Annotated in this window: 14 protein-coding genes; 5 read left to right on the top strand and 9 right to left on the bottom strand. The window is 73.1% G+C overall.

What is annotated here, in order from left to right:
* Positions 1-5 precede the first annotated feature (5 nt).
* Both ABZO31_RS02525 and fxsT read left to right on the top strand, forming a co-directional pair.
* Positions 6-1,373: a TIR-like protein FxsC gene (locus ABZO31_RS02525; protein WP_406859204.1), complete on the top strand. Its 1,368-nt coding sequence runs from the start codon at positions 6-8 to the stop codon at positions 1,371-1,373.
* Positions 1,370-5,332 carry an FxSxx-COOH system tetratricopeptide repeat protein gene (gene fxsT, locus ABZO31_RS02520; protein WP_406859203.1) on the top strand — a complete coding sequence of 1,321 codons (3,963 nt, stop codon included), beginning with the start codon at positions 1,370-1,372 and terminating at the stop codon, positions 5,330-5,332. Before ABZO31_RS02525 ends, fxsT begins: the two co-directional genes overlap by 4 nt.
* 52 nt (positions 5,333-5,384) lie before the next feature.
* Here the strand turns inward: fxsT and ABZO31_RS02515 are convergent, their stop codons facing one another.
* The 7 genes from ABZO31_RS02515 to ABZO31_RS02485 form a co-directional block, all read right to left on the bottom strand.
* Positions 5,385-6,284: an alpha/beta fold hydrolase gene (locus ABZO31_RS02515; RefSeq protein WP_406859202.1), complete on the bottom strand. Its 900-nt coding sequence runs from the start codon at positions 6,282-6,284 to the stop codon at positions 5,385-5,387.
* 121 nt (positions 6,285-6,405) lie between these two features.
* The gene (locus ABZO31_RS02510) at positions 6,406-6,630 is read right to left on the bottom strand and encodes a hypothetical protein (protein ID WP_406865236.1); all 225 of its coding nucleotides are present in this window, start codon (positions 6,628-6,630) and stop codon (positions 6,406-6,408) included.
* Between the two features lie 65 nt (positions 6,631-6,695).
* The gene (locus ABZO31_RS02505) at positions 6,696-7,184 is read right to left on the bottom strand and encodes an NUDIX domain-containing protein (protein ID WP_406859201.1); all 489 of its coding nucleotides are present in this window, start codon (positions 7,182-7,184) and stop codon (positions 6,696-6,698) included.
* A 50-nt stretch (positions 7,185-7,234) separates the two neighbouring features.
* Positions 7,235-7,969: a D-Ala-D-Ala carboxypeptidase family metallohydrolase gene (locus tag ABZO31_RS02500; RefSeq protein ID WP_406859200.1), complete on the bottom strand. Its 735-nt coding sequence runs from the start codon at positions 7,967-7,969 to the stop codon at positions 7,235-7,237.
* Positions 7,970-8,150: 181 nt separating this feature from the next.
* Positions 8,151-9,401: an FAD-dependent oxidoreductase gene (locus tag ABZO31_RS02495; RefSeq protein WP_406859199.1), complete on the bottom strand. Its 1,251-nt coding sequence runs from the start codon at positions 9,399-9,401 to the stop codon at positions 8,151-8,153.
* A complete protein-coding gene (locus ABZO31_RS02490) occupies positions 9,398-10,816 on the bottom strand; it encodes an FAD-dependent oxidoreductase (protein ID WP_406859198.1) in 1,419 nt (472 codons plus the stop codon). Before ABZO31_RS02490 ends, ABZO31_RS02495 begins: the two co-directional genes overlap by 4 nt.
* A complete protein-coding gene (locus ABZO31_RS02485; RefSeq protein WP_406859197.1) occupies positions 10,813-12,279 on the bottom strand; it encodes an FGGY family carbohydrate kinase in 1,467 nt (488 codons plus the stop codon). Before ABZO31_RS02485 ends, ABZO31_RS02490 begins: the two co-directional genes overlap by 4 nt.
* 323 nt (positions 12,280-12,602) lie before the next feature.
* On the opposite strand from ABZO31_RS02485, the gene ABZO31_RS02480 reads away from it, so the two are divergent.
* Positions 12,603-13,583, top strand: a complete 981-nt coding sequence (locus ABZO31_RS02480; RefSeq protein ID WP_406859196.1) for a hypothetical protein — start codon at positions 12,603-12,605, stop codon at positions 13,581-13,583.
* A 69-nt stretch (positions 13,584-13,652) separates the two neighbouring features.
* Entirely contained in the window at positions 13,653-15,182 is a 1,530-nt protein-coding gene (locus ABZO31_RS02475) for an amino acid permease (RefSeq protein ID WP_406859195.1), read from the top strand.
* Positions 15,183-15,240: 58 nt separating this feature from the next.
* Here ABZO31_RS02475 and ABZO31_RS02470 read toward each other — a convergent pair whose 3' ends face one another.
* A complete protein-coding gene (locus tag ABZO31_RS02470) occupies positions 15,241-15,969 on the bottom strand; it encodes a GntR family transcriptional regulator (RefSeq protein ID WP_406859194.1) in 729 nt (242 codons plus the stop codon).
* A 219-nt stretch (positions 15,970-16,188) separates the two neighbouring features.
* Between ABZO31_RS02470 and ABZO31_RS02465 the strand changes: the two genes are divergently transcribed.
* On the top strand, positions 16,189-17,526 hold the full coding sequence (locus tag ABZO31_RS02465; RefSeq protein ID WP_406859193.1) for a DUF2252 domain-containing protein: 1,338 nt from the start codon (positions 16,189-16,191) through the stop codon (positions 17,524-17,526).
* A gap of 19 nt (positions 17,527-17,545) precedes the next feature.
* Here ABZO31_RS02465 and ABZO31_RS02460 read toward each other — a convergent pair whose 3' ends face one another.
* On the bottom strand, positions 17,546-18,946 hold the full coding sequence (locus ABZO31_RS02460; RefSeq protein ID WP_406859192.1) for an NAD(P)/FAD-dependent oxidoreductase: 1,401 nt from the start codon (positions 18,944-18,946) through the stop codon (positions 17,546-17,548).
* Between the last annotated feature and the right edge of the window lie 31 nt (positions 18,947-18,977).

Raw genomic sequence — 18,977 nt, 5'->3', positions numbered from 1 at the left:
ATCGCATGCATGGACGGGGGGAGTCGTTCGTGTCAGGAATCGCCCAAGGCAGAAGCCGTGATCGTGCGGCGCCGTATTTCTTTCTGAGTTATGCGCACACGCCGAAGAACCACCCGAACGACCGTGATCCCAACCACTGGGTGGAGCACTTCTACCGTGATCTGTGTGATCACGTACTGCAGTTGACCTCCTTACCCGCCGGAGTTCCGGCGGGTTTCATGGACAAGCAGATGCAGCCCGGCGAGGGCTGGCAGGAGAGCCTCTCCGAGGCGCTCTCCTACTGCAGGGTCTTCGTCCCGCTCTACTCGCCCCGCTACTTCCTCAGTGAACAGTGCGGCCGGGAATGGTTCGCCTTCACCCAACGGGCCGTCAACCACCAGTCGCGGGGGAACGGAAACTCCGTGAGCGAGATCGTGCCCGCGCTCTGGGTGCCCGTGCCGCCCCGACAACTGCCCCAGCCGGCCGAGCGGTTGCAGTTCAACCATGCCAGCTTCGGCGACGAGTACGCCGACGAGGGATTCTACGGACTGATCAAGCTGAAGTACCTGCGCGAGCAGTACGAGCGGGCCGTCTACCTGCTCGCCAAGCGCATCGTCCGGGTCGCCGAGGAGACGGGACTGCCCGACGGCGACCCGCACCGGGACTATCTGTCCGTGCCCAGCGCGTTCGGGCCGCCCGGCCCGGCCCGCCGGATGGACGTCTCCGTCCTGGCCTGCTCCAGCACCGAACTGCCCGACCAGCGAGGCCCCGACTGCTACGGGACGCACGCGCGGGAGTGGAACCCGTACCGGCCCGACTCGTCCCGCCCCCTGGTGGAGCACGCGGCCGAGCTGGTGCGGAACCTGGACTACCGGGTGAACGTGGGCGAGTTCGACGCCGACGCCGGCCGGATGCTCGCCTCCGGGCCACCCAGTGCTCCCGGTCTGCTGCTCCTGGACCGCTGGGCCCTGACCACCCGTCACGGCCGGGAGCTGGTTGACCGGCTCTGCGCCGAGGACCGGCCCTGGATCAGCGTCATGGTCCCGTGGAACCGCTTGGACCCCGAATCGGCGTCAAGGGAACCGGAGTTGCGTGACATCGCCGACGCCGCTCTGGCGCCCCGGCAGCTGGAATCCGCCGGACACCGCTCACCCGGTGGCGGACTGCTCACCCTGGAGGCCTTCAACCAGGAACTGCCCCGCGCCGTCGAGGCCGCGGAGAAGCACTACAAGGCACATGCCCGCACCTTTCCACCGGAAGGGCCCAGCATCCCGCTGCCCCGGCTGCTCCCGGAGGGCATCGGCTACGGGGCCGAGGCCCCGGTGCGACCCGTTCAGCAGCGCACGGACGAGAAACCGAGCACGTCGGAGAAGGGGGAGGACACGCCGTTATGACCGCGAGCCGTGAGGGGACCGTCGTCACCTTCTACTCGTACAAGGGCGGGACCGGCCGGACCATGGCCCTCGCCAACACCGCATGGATCCTCGCGTCCAACGGACACCGGGTGCTCGCGGTCGACTGGGATCTGGAGGCACCGGGCTTACACCGGTTCTTCCACCCCTTTCTGGATCTGCCCGCCCTGGAGGCCACGCCCGGGCTGATCAACCTGATCAGCGAATACCAGACGGAAGTCCGGCGGCCCGCCGACCGTGAGCGGGACTGGCACCGCGAGTACGCCCGGGTCCGCCCGCACGCCACCTCTCTCAACTGGGCCTTCCCCGGGGGCGGCAGCCTCGACTTCCTGTCCGCCGGCCGCCGCAACCGCGACTACCAGGCGACCGTCGGCAAGATGGACTGGGACGACTTCTACGAGCGGTTCCAGGGCGGTCAGTTCTTCGACGCCATGCGCGCCGACATGCGCAAGCACTACGACTACACACTGATCGACAGCCGCACCGGACTCAGCGACATCGCCGACATCTGCACCGTCCAGATGCCCGAGGTCCTGGTCGTCTGCTTCACCCTCAGCGACCAGAGCATCGAAGGCGCCTCCTCCGTCGCCCGCGACATCGAGGAGCGGTTCGGCGACAAGGGCATCCGGATCCTGCCCGTGCCGATGCGCATCGACGACGGCGAGAAGGAGAAGGCCGACGCCGGCCGCGCGCTCGCCCGCAAGAGCTTCGGCGGACTGCCCAACGACATGAGCGCCGAGCAACTCGCCCAGTACTGGGGGAGCGTGGAGATCCCGTACCGGCCCTTCTACGCCTACGAGGAGATCCTCGCCGCGTTCGGGGACGCGCCCAACGTCTCCAGCTCGCTGCTCACCGCCTGTGAGCGGCTCACCGCCGTACTCACGCGCGGCGTCGTCACCACCATGCCGTCCATCGACGAGGTGGAACGCCTCGCCTACGTCAGCGCCTACACCCGCCGCAGGCCCGCGCCACCCGCGAACATCGTGCTGTCGTACGTCGCCGAGGACCAGATGTGGGCCGACTGGCTCACCTCCCTGCTCAACCGGGCCGGATTCAAGGTCGCCGCGCTCGACGCCCACACCATGCCGCTCGCCGACCTCGAGGCCGACTTCACCGCGACGGGCAGCTACCGCGTCGTCTCGGTCGTCTCGCAGTCGTACCTGAGTTCGCACCGCGCCCGGGCACTGTGGGAGTCGGTCATCGGCCAGGACCCGTCCGGCGGCCGCCGCCAGCTCCTGCCCGTCCGGGTCGGCGACGTCCGGCTGGGCCTGCCGCTGAGCAGCCGCGGCGTCGTCGACCTCGTCAGGCTCGACTCCGACGAGGCCACCTCCACGCTGCTGACCGCCCTGGACCGGGAGGAGGCCGTGGGCACGACCCCCGTCGCGCCGGGCGGCCCCCGCTTCCCCGGCGGCACCCCCCGGATCTGGAACGTGCGGCCCCGGCACGCCTGGTTCACCGGCCGCACCTCGATCCTCGAGCGGCTCCGTGACCAACTGCGCGGCGAGAGCCGTGCCGGACGCCGCCTTCCGCAGGTGCTGTACGGCCTCGGCGGCGTCGGCAAGACCCAGGTGGCCCGTGAGTACGCGCACCGCTTCCGCGCCGACTACGACCTCGTGTGGTGGGTCGAGGCGGAGCAGTCCGACCGGGTCGTCTCGTCGCTCGCCGACCTCGCCGACGAGATCGGCCTCGTGGGCGACGGCAACGTGACCGAGGCGGCGACCGCCGCCCTCCAGGCGCTGCGCCGCGGCACCCCGTACAACCGGTGGTTGCTGATCCTGGACAATGTCGAGGACCTGGACCAGGTCCTGGAACTGCTGCCCGACGACACCGGGCGGACGTCCGACGGCGTCTACGGCCACATCCTGGTCACCTGCCGGAACCGGCCCGCCGCCAGCCGGGTCGAGACCGTCGAGGTCGACGTCTTCACCCGTTCCGAGAGCGTCGAGCACCTCTGCCGACGGGTCAACCGGCTGCCGGCCCGCGACGCCGAGCGGGTCGCCGAGGCCGTCGGCGACCTGCCACTCGCCGTCGAGGTGGCCGCCGCCTGGCTCGCCGAGACGGCGACGCCCGTCGACGCGTACGTGGAACAGCTCAAGGCCCAGACCACGAAGGTGCTCTCGCTCGGCCGGGCCGAGGACTACGCCGAGCGCATCGGCGCGACCTGGAACATCTCCATCGACCGGCTCCGCGGCGAGTCCAAGGCGGCGGTGCGGCTGCTCGAACTCTGCGCCTTCTTCTCCGCCGAGCCGATCTCGATGAAGCTCATCGGCAGCACAGCCATGCTGGGCTACCTGCTGCCCTACGACCCCGATCTGCGCGACGGGTACGTGCTGGGCAAGGTAACGCGTGCGCTGAACCGGTTCGCCCTGGCGAAGGTGGACCCGGCCGACAACAGCATCCAGATCCACCGTCTGGTCCAGGCCGCCGTCCGCTCCCAGCTCTCGCCCGAGGAGCAGGAGCGGACCATGCACGAGGTCCACAACATCCTCGCCGAAGTGAGCCCCACCGCACCCGGCGACGCGGCCCCCAAGGTCAACGACCCCCAGCACTGGCCGGAGTTCGAGCTGATCTGGCCGCACCTCGGCCCGTCCGGCATCGTCGACTGCAACGAGGAGAAGGGCCGGCAGCTGCTGGTCGACCGCGTGCGCTACCTGCTCAAGCGCGGCGAGCTGGAGATGGCACGGGTGCTCGGGGACCAGCTCAACGAGACCTGGACCACGCAGCTCGGCCCCGACGACCGCACCACTCTGAACCTGCGCTTCGAACTGGCCAACGCGCTGCGCTCGCAGGGGCTGTACCAGGACGCCTACCGGATGGACGACGACACCCGCGCCCGTCAGCGGCGCATCCTGTCGTCCGGCCACCCGAACACCCTCACCACCTCCGGCAGTGTCGCGGCGGATCTGCGCGGCCTCGGCCGGTTCGCCGAGGCGCTGGAACTCGACCGTGAGGTCTTCGCCGGCTTCCGGGAGGCCTTCGGCCCCGAGCACCCCAGCACGTTGAAGGCGGCCAACAACCTCGCCATCGACCTGCGGCTCAACGGCGACAGCGAGGAGGCGCGGCTGCTCGACGAGCAGACGGTGGACCTGCGCAGCAGCGTGAAGGGCGGCGCCGAGCACCCGTACACGCTCACCACCCAGGGGCACCTCGCGAGAGACCTGCGCGAGACCGGCGACTACCGCGGCTCGGTGGAGCTGCTGCGCGAAGTGGTCGAGTCGTTCGAGCAGGTGCTCAACCCCGACGTGCCCGAAGTGCTGCGCACCAACAAGAACCTCGCCGTGTCGCTGCGCAAGGCGGGCAGCCCGCACGAGGCGAAGCGGATCTCCGAGGTCACGTACAACCGCTACCGCGAGCGGTACGGGACACGGGTGCCGGACGCGCTGGCCTGCGGCCTCAACCTGGCCGCGGACTACTCGGCGGTCGGGGACAAGCGGGCGGCCCTGGAGCTGGCCCGGCAGGTGCTGGACGGCTACCGGGAGGCCATGGGCGACGAGCACCCCTTCACGCTCGCGTGCCGGAACAACATCGTGATCTATCTGCGCGGGGTCGGGAACGGCGAGGAGGCCCTGCGGGAGGGCGAGGCGGTACGCGAGGCGCTGGAGGAGAAGCTCGGCGCGGAGCACCCGTACACGTTGAGTGCCACGATCAACCTCGCCAACGTGTACGGCGACGTGGGGCGGATCGCCGAGGCCGAGCGGTGGGAGCGCAGCACCCTGAGCGCGCTCGTCGCCCGGTACGGAGAGGATCACCCGGACGCGCTGGTCTGCCGCTCGAACCTGGCGATCACGCTGCGCGCGGCGGGCCGTGAGGAGGAGGCGCAGGAGCAGCGTTCCCTGGCGCTGGAACCCGCCCTGAAGCAGTACGGCGCCGACCACACGATCACCGAGGGCGCCCGGGTCTGGCGGCGGGTCAACCGCGATCTGGAGCCGCAGCCGGTGTGACCCTTCCGGTGTACGGGGTGCGGGCCGTCCGGTCTTCCGGGCGGCCCGACCGTCATCCGGTGCGCTGCGCCTCGTCCCCGCCCGATGCGGGCCTGGTCGCCCAGCTCAGGACCTTCGTCAGCACGCGCAGGGCGGCGAAGTGCGCCGCGCCCCGTTCGACGACGAGTTCGGCGCGCGGGATCCGCTCGGCGAGCCAGCGGGTGTGCTGCACCGGTGCGAAGATGTCCTTCTCGCCGTGCCACAGGAGGACCGGACCCGCGATGTCCTCGGGCCGGAACCCCCAGTCATGGCTGAAGGCCATGACGTCGTCGACCCAGCCGTCCGCGGAACTGCTCAGTCCCTCGGCGAAGTTGCGCACCAGCATGGACCGGATGCCGACGTCCGAGACGATCTCCCGGTCCGCAGCCGGCAGGCCGCGGTGCATGTCGGCCACCGAGGCGTCCGGGTCCGAGCGGATGGCCAGTGTCCGGAACTCCAGGGCCGCCGTCAGCTGCCGGTGCCCCGCGGCCGCGTTGATGTACTCCCGTACGTTCGACTCCGTCATGCCGTCGAACCAGTTGAGCCCCGGCGCGTTGCGCGGTGCCAGACCGACCAGGGCGGCCGTGCGGACCGCCCGGTTCGGCAGGAGGGCCGCGCAGGCGAGCGCGTGCGGCGCGCCGCCCGACCGGCCCACCACCGCGAACTCGTCGATGCCCAGGGCGTCTGCCACCGCCTCCACGTCGGCCGCCGCGGCGGCGACGCGCCGGCCCGGCAGCCGGTCCGAATCGCCGTAGCCCGGCCGGTCGAAGGTGATCAGCCGGACCCCGAGCCGGTAGAGCACGGCCGCCCGCGGTGCCGGGCCGAGCCGGCTCCCCGGGGTGCCGTGCAGCATGAAGACGGGCCGGCCATGCGGATTCCCGAACGCCTCCACCGCGAGATCGCGGCCGTCCCGGGTCCGAATCAGCTGAACCAATGGGTGCCTCCCCCGTGAGAACGCCACTGCGTCGAGTATGGGGGCGAAAGGGTGTGGGGTACATACGTCCTCCGGCCGAACGGTCAGTCGTCCCCGGTCCGGCCACGCGCGTCCACCACCGTTACCTCCGCGCCACCGGTACCTCCCGCAGGGCCGACACCAGGTTCAGGAGGCGGGCTTCGTTGCCGGTGAGGCCGGCGGCGCGGAGGGCGGTGTCGGCGTCGGTCATGGGCGGGGTGAGGATGGCGGCGGCGAGCGGGGTGAGGGACGGGTCGCTGAAGACGGCCTGGGTGGTCTCCAGGAGGCGGATGTACGCCTGGGCCGCGGCGCGTTCGCGGGCGGTCATGCCGGTCATGTCGGGCTCCCTCTCGACGGTTCGGGTGCCTCCACCCTCTCGTACGGGTCTGACAGTCAGGTTTCGGCGCCCCGCTCGGCCAGGTGCGAGGCCAGCCGTTCGAGGAAGATCCGCTGGCCCTTGACCAGCAGCGGAGTCGCCCGCGGAGGGGTGAACCAGCCGATGCGGTCGAGTTCCGGGAACGTGCGGAGCGTGCCCGAGCCTCTCGGCCACTCCATGGTGAACGTGCCGAAGACGGCGCGTGCCGGGTCGAGGTCCGCCTCGACCGCCCAGACCGTGACGGTCTTTCCGCTGCTCTGCCGCGCCTCGCCCAGCGGGACGCGTACGCCGGCCGGGGCCGGCAGGCCCAGTTCCTCCTGGAACTCGCGGGCCGCGGCGGCCTCCGGGGTCTCCTCCGGGCCGTACTCGCCCTTCGGGATCGACCACGCCGCCTCGTCGCGCGCCGCCCAGAACGGGCCGCCCATGTGCCCGATCAGGACTTCGACCGTGTCGCCCGCGGCCGTACGACGGAACAGAAGGAGACCCGCGCTTCGCTTGTCCGGCATGCCGTCAAGTGTGGGCGAGCGCGGGTCCCCCTGCCACTGTGCGTCGCGGGTCAGATGCCGCAGCTGCTCGCCGACCAGAACCGGCTCGGACGGTGGTCGACGTGCGCGTGGTCCCCGTGGTCCGGGTAGCCCGGGCCCAGGATCCCGTTGAAGCCGTGGTTCCGCGCCTGCCTGGCCAGCGTGCACAGCGACGGTGAACCGGTCAGGTCGGCTGCGTCCCCGTACAGGTGACGGCTGCTCGACGAACCGCCGACCGCCGAGTTGCAGGCGTACGAGCGGAAGCCGCTGCTCACCGAGATCGGCACGTCGCCGAGGGCGTGCCGCAGGGCCTCCAGCTTCCACATCGTGCGCAGCGCGTTCTGCTTGGCCGTCGCCGCGCTCACCGCGCCGCCCGACCAGTCGCTGTTGCAGCGGTTCAGCTCGGCGTACGTGAAGTGCGCCGGGGTGCAGTCGGCGTCCTGGAGTGCGTACAGCTTGGAGAACGTCGCGGGGCCCGCCACGCCGTCCGCGGCGAGGCCGTACGCCTGCTGGAAGCGGGTCACCGCGGCCTTGGTGGCCGGGCCGTAGCTGCCGTCGATCGCGAGGACCGCGCCGTATCCGGGGTAGCCCGCGACGCGGATCTGCAGCTGGGTCACGTCCGCGCCGGACGCGCCGGAGGACAGGGTGCGGTTCCAGGTGTAGCACTCGTCGGCGTATGCCGTGCCGGACGTGGCGACGGTGCCCGCGAAGGCCGCGGTCACCACGAGGACCAGGCCGAGCATGAATCTGACGGTACGGCGGACCATGAGACCTCCGTGCGGAGAAAGCGGAGTGAGGGGGAGTGGTCGTGCCTAGTCGTTCAACGCGCGTTGCGCCGTGCCTCGGTTGGTCTGTGCGGCATGAGCATGATGGGTCCTTCGCGGGCGGTCAACAGGCTCTGTCAGGTGCCAGTGGACCTGACCACTGGCACCTCCTGTCACTCCGTCGTCACCGCGCCCGCAGCACCACCGGGCCGCCCTCGGGGTCCACCGCCCCGGCCCACCCCGCCGGCACGCGGACCGAACGCGACGGGTCCAGGGCGCGCAGCCGGCGCGAGCGCCACAGCAGCCGGCCGTCCTGCACGGCCGCCAGGACGGGCAGGGCCAGGGGTTCCGCCGGGCGCAGTCGCAGAGGTCTCCTGGCGTCCGGTGCCAGTCGGTTCGGTGTCACCCACAGCAGCGGCCGCTCCACCACCAGCGGGACCGTGCGCCTCGGCCACGGCGCCGCCGCCAGGTGGCACAGGACCGCGTGCGCCGCCTCCCGGCCTTCCGCCGCCGCGACGGCCGCGGGCTCCACGCCGCGCAGGGCATTGCCCGCCGCGAACACGCCCGGCACCGACGTCCGGAACGCGCCGTCCACCGCCGGGCCCCGCGTCGCCGCGTCCAGCGGCACCCCGCCGGACCGGGCCAGCTCGTGCTGCGGGATCCAGTCACCGGAGAAGACCACCGTGTCGCACGCCAGCGTGCCCGTACGGCCGCCCCGGTGGCGCACCGTCACCCCCGTCGGACGGCCGCGGCCCACCAGGCCCGTCACCGTCGTCCAGGCCATCACCGGCGCGCCGAAGGCGTCCCGGTACGCGAAGGAGTCCCGGTACGCGCGCGGCCCCTCCGTCACGACCCCGACGACCTCCACCCCCGCCTCCCGCAGCGTCCGCACCGCGCTCCGGGTCACCGGCTCCGCGGCGCCGACCACCACGGCCCGCCGCCCCAGTGCCTCGCCCCGCAGGCCGTACAGCGCGACCGACTGCTGGAGTTCGCCCGTCGTCAGCACGCCCGCCGGGCGCGAACCCGGTACCAGGCGGGCGCTGCGCGGCCGCTCCCGCGCGCCTGTCGCCAGGACGACGGCCCCCGCCGTGATGCGCTCCAGGCCGGCCGGGCTCGTCACGTCGAGCGTCAGGGCCTGTCCCGGCGCCCAGCCCGTCGCCGACACCTCCGTCCGGACCGTCGCCCCCGCCCGTACGGCCGTCTCCGCCAGTCCGGTCGCGTACTCCGGGCCGTCCAGCGACCGCCACGGGCCGAAGCCGGGGCGGTCGCAGTGCCGGGGGACTCCGCCCGGCCGCCGGTCCCGTTCCAGGACCTCCACGCGGCCCGCGCCCGCCGCCGCCAGTTCCGCGGCCGCCGACAGCCCCGCCGGGCCCGCGCCGACGACCAGGACCTCGACCGTGCGACGCCGCCTTCCGTGCGCGTCCGGCCCGTTCACCCCTGCGCCTCCTCGAACTGCGCCCGCACCGCCGCCCCGCACGCGAAGCCCTGGCAGCGGCCGCCCCGGGCGCGGGTGCGCCGACGCAGGCCGTCGAGCGTGGCGGGCGGGATCGTGGAGGCCAGCGCGTCGCGGATCTCGCCGCGCGAGACCCGCTCGCAGTGACAGACCAGGCGCCCGTACGCGGGGTCCCGCGCGATCAGCCCCGCGTCCTCGTACGGGCGCGGGAACGCCTCGCCGAGGTTCGGCATGCGCACCGGGGCCAACGCCCGCTCCGGGCCCAGCTCCAGGCCGCCGTCGGCGAGCAGCCCGACCACGTGCGCGGCGATGGCCAGGGAGGCGGTGAGCCCGGTGGAGCGGATGCCGCCGACCGTCACGTACCGCTGTCCGGGGTGCGCGGTGATGCGGTAGTCGTCCTGCCCGGTCGCCGCCCGCAGGCCCGCGTAGACCGCGGTGACCTCCTCCTCGACCAGCTCCGGCAGGATCCGCCGGCCCTGCGCGCGCAGCGAGGCGAGGCCCTCGGCGGTCGAGCCGGTGGCCGTCTTGTCGTCCAGGTCCTCGGCGGTGGGGCCGAGGAGCACGTTGCCGTACACCGTCGGCGCGACGAGGACGCCCTTGCCGAGCCGGCCCGGTACGGGCAGCAGGATGTGCCGGACGAGGGAGCGCGCGAACTTGTCGTACACGATCAGCTGGCCGCGCCGGGGGGTCACCGTGAAGTCGTGGTGGCCGAGCAGCGCGTCGAGCGCGTCCGCGTGCAGCCCGGCGGCGTTGACCAGGTGGCGGGTGCGCAGCACGCCGCGCGGGGTGACGAGGCGGTGCGGGTCGCCCTGGCGGACCTTCTCCACCCGGCAGTCCAGGTGCAGGTCCACGCCGGAGCGCACGGCCTGGGTGGCGAACGCGAGGGTCGTCGTCCACGGGCACACGATCGCCTCGCCGGGCACGGACAGCGCACCCCGCGCCCCGGGCCCCAACCGCGGCTCCAGCTCCTTCAGTTCGGCCGCGCCGACGCAACGCGTCTCGTGGTACGCGTTGCGCTCGGCCTTCGCCGCCAGCTTCGGCAGCGCGGCGAGCTGCTCCTCGTCCCAGGCGACCAGGAGCGCGCCGACGGTCTCGACGGGGATGCCGGTCTCGACGGCGTACGCGAGCAGTCGGCGCTGCCCGTCCCGGACGAGCCGGGCCTCCAGCGAACCGGGCACGGCGTCGAAACCGGTGTGCAGGATCGCGGTGTTGGCCTTCGAGGTGCCGTCGCCGACGTCGCCCGACGCGTCCACCAGCGCGACCTTCAGCCGGTGGCGGGCCAGCTCGCGGGCGACGGCACAGCCGACCACCCCGGCGCCGACCACCGTCACGTCGTACGGGGGCCGTCCCGGATCCGTCCCGGTCCCCGGCAGCGGCCCGGACCGCGTCACCGTCATGCCGAAGCGCCCCCACCGGCATCCGCGGCGAGCAGCGTCCGCACCACCGCTCGGAACCGCTCGCGCCGCTCCCCGGCCCGCGCCGCCGGGATCCGCGGCTCGTACACCGCCGACGGCTTCCGCGGCGGTACGGCGTCGTCGACCGTCAGTGAAGGGTCGAGGCCCAGCCGGGCCACCGCGCCGACGCCCAGCGCCGTCGCGTCCGGCAAGGCCGATACCTCGATGGGTAGTTGGAGCAGGTCTGCCTGGGTCTGCATCAGCAGCGCCGAACGGGTCAGGCCGCCGTCCACCCGCAGCACCTCCAGCGGGCGGCCGAGGTCCCGCGCCGCCGCGTCGGCCAGTTCGGCCACCTGCGCGGCGAGACCCTCGCACAGTGCCCGCACCAGGTGCCCCGGCCCGGTCTCCAGACCGAGCCCGGTGAGCGAGCCGCGCACGTCCCCGCGCCACCACGGCGCGGCGAGGCCGGCGAGGGCCGGGACGAAGGTCACGCCCCCGGCGTCCGGGACCGAGCCGCCCACCGCGTCCAGGTCCGCCGCTCCGCCGGGCAGCACGCCCAGATCGGTGAGCCAGCGCACCGCCGAGGCCGCCGTGTACACCTGGCCGTCCAGGCAGTAACTGGTCCGCCCGGCGAGCCGCCACGCCACACAGCTCACCAGGCCCGACGAGCCCGCACGCGGCACCGGACCGGTCTGCGCGAGCAGGAACGCGCCTGTCCCGTACGTGCACTTGGCCGCTCCGGGCTCGGTCACCCGCTGGGCGAGCAGGGCCGCCTGCTGGTCCACGAGCAGTCCGGTGAGCGGGAGTTCGGGCCCGAAGGCGCGCGTGACACCCACCGGGGCGTCCGCGTCGACCACGCGGGGCAGCCGCTCGCCGCCGAGCCCGTAGATGTCCAGCGCGGCCTCGGACCACGCCACGGTGTCCAGGCCGAGCAGCTGGGTGCGCCCGGCGGTCGCCGCGTCGGTGACGAACTCACCGGTGAGCCGGTGCACCAGCCACGCGTCGCTGGTCGTCACCACGCCCTCGCGGGTGAGGTGGCGTCGGATCCAGGCCATCTTGGGCGCGGCGAAGTACGGATCCAGGGGTAGTCCGGTGAGCGAACGCAACGTCGCGCCGTGCGGGGCGAGTTCGGCGCAGAGCGGCTCGGCGCGGCGGTCCTGCCAGACGAGCGCGTCGGTCAGCGGCGCGCCGGTGGCCGGGTCCCAGGCGAGCACCGTCTCGCCCTGGTTGGCAAGTCCCACCGCGGCGACCGGACCGGCCGCCGGGCCCGCGTCGGCGAGCGCCGCGCGTCCCGCGGCGACGACGGATCCGTACAGCTCAGCCGGGTCGACCTCGACCCGTCCGCCCGGCAGATGGCGCGGGCGCACCGGCGCGGAACCGGTGCCGAGCACGCCTCGCTCGGGGCAGAGCACGAGGGCCTTCGTGGCCGAGGTGCCCTGGTCGACGGCGAGTACCGCACCACTCATCGCGCCACTCCGCCCACCGCGCCGCTCCGTCCTCGCTCTTGATCGCAGGGTGGCAGCCTGGTCCAGTCGGCGGACGGCGTCAAGCGGTCCCCGCGGTTCGCGGGAGCCAGGACCGGACTCCGCTGACAAGAAGTCAAATTTGCGTTATGGCCGAATAGTTGCGGCGATCACGGAGCCGTCCGAACAAGTGGACGTGCGGCGTCCAGCGGCCTCTATAGTGATCGCCGATCGACGGCAGGACTGCCCGCCGGAGGGCCGACCACCCTCCCTTCCGTGCCCCGAGGAACCATGACCGCGACACCGCACGCACCACGTCCCGCCGAATGAGCGGCGGCCAGGGCTTCAGACCCGTGTACCACCCGGCGGGCCACGACAACGAGTTACGCGTCGCACTCCAGGACCTGCGGACCGGCCGCTGGGTGTCCATGGCCCGATTACTCGACGGCACCGCCGGCTGGGCCGCGTGGACCCGCCGCACCCAGGTGCTCGCCGCCGTCGCCGCCGGCTCCGACGTCGTACGGGCCTGGCGCACCGAGGAACCGCGCAGCGTGGCCGCACTCGTGATGCACACCCGGGTCGCCGTCGAGCGGGCCATCCGCGCCCACCGCTCCGGCCACCCCAGCGCCGCGGACCTCCGCGACGAGGCGGACACCGCCTGCCGCACGGCCGCCGCCGCGGCCCCCGCCGATCCCGTGCCCTGGATCTGCCTGCTCGCCCTCGCGGCCCTCGACCCCGGCCAGGAGCGGGCCGAGCACCGGCAGGGACCGCCCGCCCCGATGCTCCCGCCGGGCCCCTGGGGCCTGCTCGCCGAGGCCGCCCGGCGCGATCCGCAGAACCGCGAGGCGCACCACCGGATGCTCCAGTTCCTGTACGCCCGGCGCGCCGCGGGACCCGTCACCGAAGCCCTCACGTACGCGCACTGGGCGGCCGACGCCGCGCCCATCGGCTCCGCGCTGCACGCCCTGCCGCTGTACCCCCGGGTGGAGCGGTACCGGCGTGAGCGCGGGCACGAGCGGGCCCTCGACCTGTACTGGGTCGCCGAGGACGCCATCCGGGACGCGGGCCGCGCGCTCGACTCCTGGTTCCTGTTCAGCGCGGTGGAAGAGGCTGCACTGCCCGACCTGAACCACCTGGCGCACGCCCTGTGGGGCGCGCACCACTTCGAGGCCGCCGGCCGTGTGTTCGAGGCGCTCGGCCCGTACTGGACGACGCTGCCCTGGGCGTACCGCGCCGAGGATCCCGACGACCCCGCGTCGGCCGAGCAGCTGTTCCGGACCGTCCGCGCCCGCTGCCTCGACCCTTGACGCGATGTCACATCACCGCCGGCGCAGGAGGATCACCCGCTCCCGTCCCCGTCCCTCGGAGGTACCGGCATGTCCCGCACCGTCCCCGTCTCCCTGCCGAACGAGTCCCGGCCACCCCAGGACGAGGAGGCCCGACTGAGAGAGCTCGGCTATCAGCCGGTGCTCGCCCGCCGGATGGGGGGCTTCGGCAACTTCGCCATCAGCTTCTCCGTCATCTCCGTGCTGTCCGGCTGCATGACCCTGTACGGCTTCGGCCTGGCCACCGGTGGCCCCGCCGTCATGATGTGGGGCTGGATCGGCGTCGGCGCGTTCGTGCTGTGCGTCGCCCTCGCGCTCGCCGAGGTCACCAGCGCGTACCCGACCTCCGGAGCCCTGTACTACATGGCCGACCGGCTCGGCGGCCGGCGCTGGGGCTGGTACACGGGCTGGCTCAACCTGCTCGGTCTGCTGGGCGCGATCGCCGGCATCGACTACGGCGCGGCGCTGTTCACCGGAGCGTTCCTGAAGCTGCAGTGGAACATCACGCCGACGCCCGGCTCCACCTTCGTGATCTTCCTGTGCATCCTGCTGCTGCACGCGCTGCTGAACCTCTTCGGCGTCCGCCTGGTCAGCGTGCTCAACTCGATCAGTGTGTGGTGGCACCTGACCGGTGTCGCCGTCATCGTCGGCGCGCTCGTGCTCGTGCCCGACCGGCACCAGTCGCCCGGCTTCGTGTTCACCGAGTTCGTCAACGAGACCGGCTGGGCCAATCCGTTCTACGTCGCCGCGATCGGTCTGCTGCTCGCCCAGTACACCTTCTCCGGCTACGACGCCTCCGCGCACCTGTCCGAGGAGACCGCCAACGCCTCGGTGAGCGCCGCCAAGGGCATCGTCCGCTCCGTGTGGGCCTCCTGGATCGCCGGGTTCCTGTTGCTCGCCGGGCTCACCTTCGCCATCCAGGACTACGAGGGCACCGCCGGCTCCGAGACCGGCGTGCCGCCCGCGCAGATCTTCCTGGACGCGCTCGGCGCCGACGGCGCGACGGTGCTGCTGCTCGTGGTGATCGTCGCCCAGCTGTTCTGCGGCAACGCGGAGGTCGCCGCGGCCAGTCGCATGGTGTTCGCCTTCAGCCGCGACAACGCCCTTCCGGGATCGGCGATCTGGCGGAGGGTCAGTAGTCGGACGCAGACCCCGGTCCCGGCGGTGTGGCTGTCCGTGGTGGTCGCGGCGGTGCTCGCGCTGCCCTCGCTGTACTCGGCCACGGCGTACGGCGCGGTGACCGCCATCAACGTCATCGGGATCACGCCCGCGTACGCCATCCCGGTGTACCTGCGGCTGCGCGCCAAGGACCGGTTCGAGCCGGGACCGTGGAGCCTGGGGCGGTGGAGCAGGCCGATCGGCTGGATCGCGGTGGTGTGGGTGGCCTGCGTGACGGTGCTGTTCTGCCTGCCGCAGCGGTCGCCGGTGACGGCCGACTCGATGAACTACGCGGTCGTCGCGCTCGCGGTCGTCCTCGTACTGGCCACGGTGTGGTGGTACGTCGCCCGGCGCTCGTACGGGACGCCGCAGGCGTACGGGAGCGCCCGCGAGCGGGCGGAGATCGAGGAGGGCATCGTCTGACGCCCGTCGTCCCGGCCGGGTCGAGCGGTCCGGGCCCGCTGAGGCCGTCCGGGCCGGCTCAGCTGTCGAACTCGTAGGTGAGCGCGGCCTCCTGGGCCATGAAGTCGATGTCCGTGATCTCCAGGGTGTGGCCGTGCTGGTCGTTCACCACCCGGTGGACGACCAGCCGGGCGGCCGGCCCGTCGTTGCCGCCCTGGGTGACGCCGACCGACTCCCGGTGCGTCACCTGGAGGCCCGCCCGGTGCATCCAGTGGTAGAGCAGCCGCAGGTCCGGCTGGTGCCGGGCCGCGCCGACCCGTCGGTACCGGCCCAACTCCGGTATCCGCGCCAGCGCGTGGCGGGAGAACCGGGACTCGGCGCGCTGCACCGGAGTGCCGTCCGGGTTCAGCACCACCTGCCGGTGGACGAGCGTCGGCTCGCCCGGCAGCAGCGCGAGCCGCGTGGCCAGCGCGGCCGGCAGCGGCTCCCAGGAGAGCGCGGCGCGCACCACCGCGCCGTGCGTCTCCGCGCCGCCCGGGAACGCCTGGCGTCGGGCGGGCAACACGGTGACGCGGTCCGGGTGTTCGGCCGTGCGGGCGGCGAAGGTGCCGCGCCGGTCGGTGACCACCCGCCCCTCGTCGCGCAGCACCTGCAGGGCGCTGCGGACCGTCTGGCGGTTCACCGCGTGCCGCCGGGAGAGCTCGCGCTCCGAGGGCAGCCGGCTGCCGGGGGCGATGCGTCCCCGGGCGAGCTCCTGCCGCAGGGCTTCGGCGACGTGGACGTACAGCGGTGTGGCATGGCGTTCCAAGGCAGGCCCCTTCTTCGCTCAGTGTGATCGAGCGGTACGCGTGGGTGATCAATTCCTATCATTGGTCTAAACCATTTGGAAGCTCTGCCGGGACTCTGGCCGAAAGCGGCTCCGGATGCGCGGCCCGGCGCGCGGCCCTTAACTGTCTCCATGCGGTCCGGTGAAGCGGGTCCAAACCCAGGGACTGCCGGACGCGGCGGGAGAGGCGGGTGAGGCCGGATGACAACGCCGTCCGAGCGGGCCCAGCGCGGCCGGGCGATCCGCAAGCGGGTACCCCGTTCCTCCCACGGCAACTGGATCCCCGGCTCCAACCGGCAGGATCCGATCGCCGTCCTCGAGCGGCAGGGCGTCGACCGCGTGTCCGAGCTCCTGCCGCTGCGCTACGGGCGCATGGCCGTCTCGCCGTTCGCCTTCCTGCGCGGCGCCGCCGCCGTCATGGCCGCCGACCTCGCCGTCCAGCGGCACACCGGGCTCACCGTGCAGCTCTGCGGCGACGCCCATCTGCTGAATTTCGGCGTCTACGCCTCACCCGAACGGGCGATGCTCTTCGACGTCAACGACTTCGACGAGACCCTCCCCGGGCCCTTCGAATGGGACGTCAAACGGCTCGCCGCCAGCGTCGCCGTCGCCGCCCTGCAGAACGGCGGCACCAAGGCCAAGGCCCACCGCGCCGCCCTCGTCTCCGCCGCCGCCTACCGCGCGGCGATGAACCGGCTCGCCGAGCTCGGCGAACTCGCGGTCTGGTACGAGAAGATCGACGCCGAGCACCTGCTCCAGGCCGCACGCGGCCGACGCGCCACCGTCGAGGCCCGGCTCGCCCACGCCCGCCGGCGCACCAGCCTCCAGGCCCTGCGCAAGCTGACCGAGGAGACCGAGGACGGCGGCCGCCGCATCGTCGAGGACCCGCCGCTCCTCGTCCGCGTCGGCGACCTCGACCGGACCTCCCTCGGCAAGATCTTCAGCGACTACCGCAGCTCACTCTCCGAGGAGCGCCGGCTGCTCCTCGACCGGTACCGGTACGTGGACGCCGCCCGCAAGGTCGTCGGCGTCGGCAGCGTCGGCACCCGCTGCTTCATCCTGCTCCTGGAGGGCAGGGACTCCGGCGACCCGCTGATGCTGCAGATCAAGGAGGCCGGCCGGTCCGTCCTGGAGGAGCACCTCGCGCCCAGCGCGTACTCCCACCAGGGCCACCGGGTGGTCGCCGGGCAGCGGCTCACCCAGGCCGCCAGCGACATCTTCCTCGGCTGGATGACCGGGCCGGAACGCCGGCACTTCTACTGGCGGCAGCTGCGCGACATGAAGGGCTCGGCCGAGGTCGAGACCATGTCGGCGTCCACGCTGCGCGATTACGCGGCGCTGTGCGGCCGCACCCTGGCCCGGGCCCACGCCCGGTCCGGCGACCGCATCGCGATCGCCGGATACCTGGGCACGTCCGACGTCTTCGACCGCGCGATCGCCGACTTCTCGATGCGGTACGCGGCCCAGAACGCCGACGACTACGCGGCGCTCACCGCCGCGATAGCCGCGGGCGTGGTCGCGGCGGCGCCGGGGGTGTGACCCCCGCGGTGGCCGGGGCTCAGTCCTCCGGGGTCTCCCGCCACATCGCGGGCTCGTGCAGTCCCTCACGGACCGGAGCCAGGACCGCGCGGACCACCTCCGGCGCGAACAGCGCCGTCGCCGGTTCCGTCAGCGTCAGCACGGCGCGGAAGGGCGCGCCGACCACCGGATCGCTCATGTAGCGCTCCTGGATGCGGTCGAAGTACCAGGACGTCGGTTTGTCGGTGACGCGGGTGCCGAGGATGTTGCCGGTGACGCCCGGCATCTTCTTGTCGGCGCCGGTCGAGATGTCCCACGCGAACGCGGACGCGTCGAACAGGGCGCGCTGCACGCGTCGCGTCGACGGGGTCTTCCTGCGGTCGCCGAGGGCGTCGCGCAGTGCCACCGCGCTCAGCGCCGCGACGGCCATGCCCTGCCCGTAGATCGGGTTGAACGTGGCGAGCGCGTCGCCCATGGCCAGGAAGCCGGCCGGGCGGCGGCCCGGGCGGTCGTACCGGCGGCGGAGGTTGGCCGTCTTGCGGAAGCCGAACACCGGGGAGTCCGGCTCGGCGCGCGCCAGCCACTCGGAGACGAGCGGGTGCGGCAGCCGCTTCGCGTACTCCTCGAACCCGGCCTCGTCGGTCGGCGGCGGGTCGTCGCGCAGCCCGGAGAACGTGACCAGGTGGCGGCCCTCGCCGATGGGCAGCACGACGGCGCCGTACACCTGCCGGGGGTTGGGGACCACGTAGTAGCCGAGCGCGTCCGTGCGCTCCGGGTCCTCCTCCGACCGGTAGATCCGCGTGGCGTACGCGAGCCCGGAGTCGAGCAGTTCCTCGTGCGGGGCCTCGGCGCCGATGGCGGCCAGCCAGTCCGGGGCCTTCGAGCCGCGTCCTGAGGCGTCCACGACGAGGTCGGCGTCGAGCGTGCGCGCCTCCTTCTCCGCCCCCGCGCCGCGCTCGCGCAGCCGCACGCCGCGCACCCGGGCGGAGTCGCCGACCAGGCCGACGACCTCGGCGCCCTCGACGGTCTCGATCCGCGGGTCGGCCAGGACCCGGTGGCGGGCCAGCCGGTCGAGCTGCGGGCGGGCTCCGGTGTACAGGTGCGTGGTGGCCCGACTGCGCCGGATCCAGCTGCCGTTGGCCCACTGCACGAGGTCCTGCGGCATCCCCACCCTGGGCGCGCCCAGTTCGCCCAGCTCGTCGAGGAAGCCCGGCAGCAGCGACTCCAGCGCCCGCTGCCCGCCCTCCAGGAGCACGTGCAGATGACGGGCCTGCGGTACGCCCGGGCGGGCGTCGGGGCCCTCCGGGTACCGGTCCCGCTCGACGACGGTCACGCGCTCGGCGTGCTCGGCGAGCACCCGTGCGGCCAGCAGCCCGGCGAGGCCGCCCCCGATCACCACCGCGTGACGTGTCCGACGGTCGTTCCCCAACTGGTCGGCCATGCCCACCCTTTCGTCGCAGGTCCCCCTGGTC

Origin of the sequence: Streptomyces solicamelliae (assembly GCF_045348655.1) — a bacterium.
GTDB lineage: Bacteria > Actinomycetota > Actinomycetes > Streptomycetales > Streptomycetaceae > Streptomyces > Streptomyces solicamelliae.
The sequence above is the reverse complement of the archived record's forward strand: the minus strand, read 5'-3'. Positions and strand labels throughout refer to the sequence as shown.

What these genes read in the sequence shown, in the direction of transcription:
- ABZO31_RS02525 (WP_406859204.1), top strand. Translation starts at nt 6, where the DNA reads ATGCATGGACGGGGGGAGTCGTTCGTGTCAGGAATCGCCCAAGGCAGA.
- fxsT (WP_406859203.1), top strand. Translation starts at nt 1,370, where the DNA reads ATGACCGCGAGCCGTGAGGGGACCGTCGTCACCTTCTACTCGTACAAG.
- ABZO31_RS02510 (WP_406865236.1), bottom strand. Translation starts at nt 6,630, where the DNA reads ATGACCGCCCGCGAACGCGCCGCGGCCCAGGCGTACATCCGCCTCCTG.
- ABZO31_RS02505 (WP_406859201.1), bottom strand. Translation starts at nt 7,184, where the DNA reads ATGCCGGACAAGCGAAGCGCGGGTCTCCTTCTGTTCCGTCGTACGGCC.
- ABZO31_RS02500 (WP_406859200.1), bottom strand. Translation starts at nt 7,969, where the DNA reads ATGGTCCGCCGTACCGTCAGATTCATGCTCGGCCTGGTCCTCGTGGTG.
- ABZO31_RS02490 (WP_406859198.1), bottom strand. Translation starts at nt 10,816, where the DNA reads ATGACGGTGACGCGGTCCGGGCCGCTGCCGGGGACCGGGACGGATCCG.
- ABZO31_RS02485 (WP_406859197.1), bottom strand. Translation starts at nt 12,279, where the DNA reads ATGAGTGGTGCGGTACTCGCCGTCGACCAGGGCACCTCGGCCACGAAG.
- ABZO31_RS02480 (WP_406859196.1), top strand. Translation starts at nt 12,603, where the DNA reads ATGAGCGGCGGCCAGGGCTTCAGACCCGTGTACCACCCGGCGGGCCAC.
- ABZO31_RS02475 (WP_406859195.1), top strand. Translation starts at nt 13,653, where the DNA reads ATGTCCCGCACCGTCCCCGTCTCCCTGCCGAACGAGTCCCGGCCACCC.
- ABZO31_RS02465 (WP_406859193.1), top strand. Translation starts at nt 16,189, where the DNA reads ATGACAACGCCGTCCGAGCGGGCCCAGCGCGGCCGGGCGATCCGCAAG.
- ABZO31_RS02460 (WP_406859192.1), bottom strand. Translation starts at nt 18,946, where the DNA reads ATGGCCGACCAGTTGGGGAACGACCGTCGGACACGTCACGCGGTGGTG.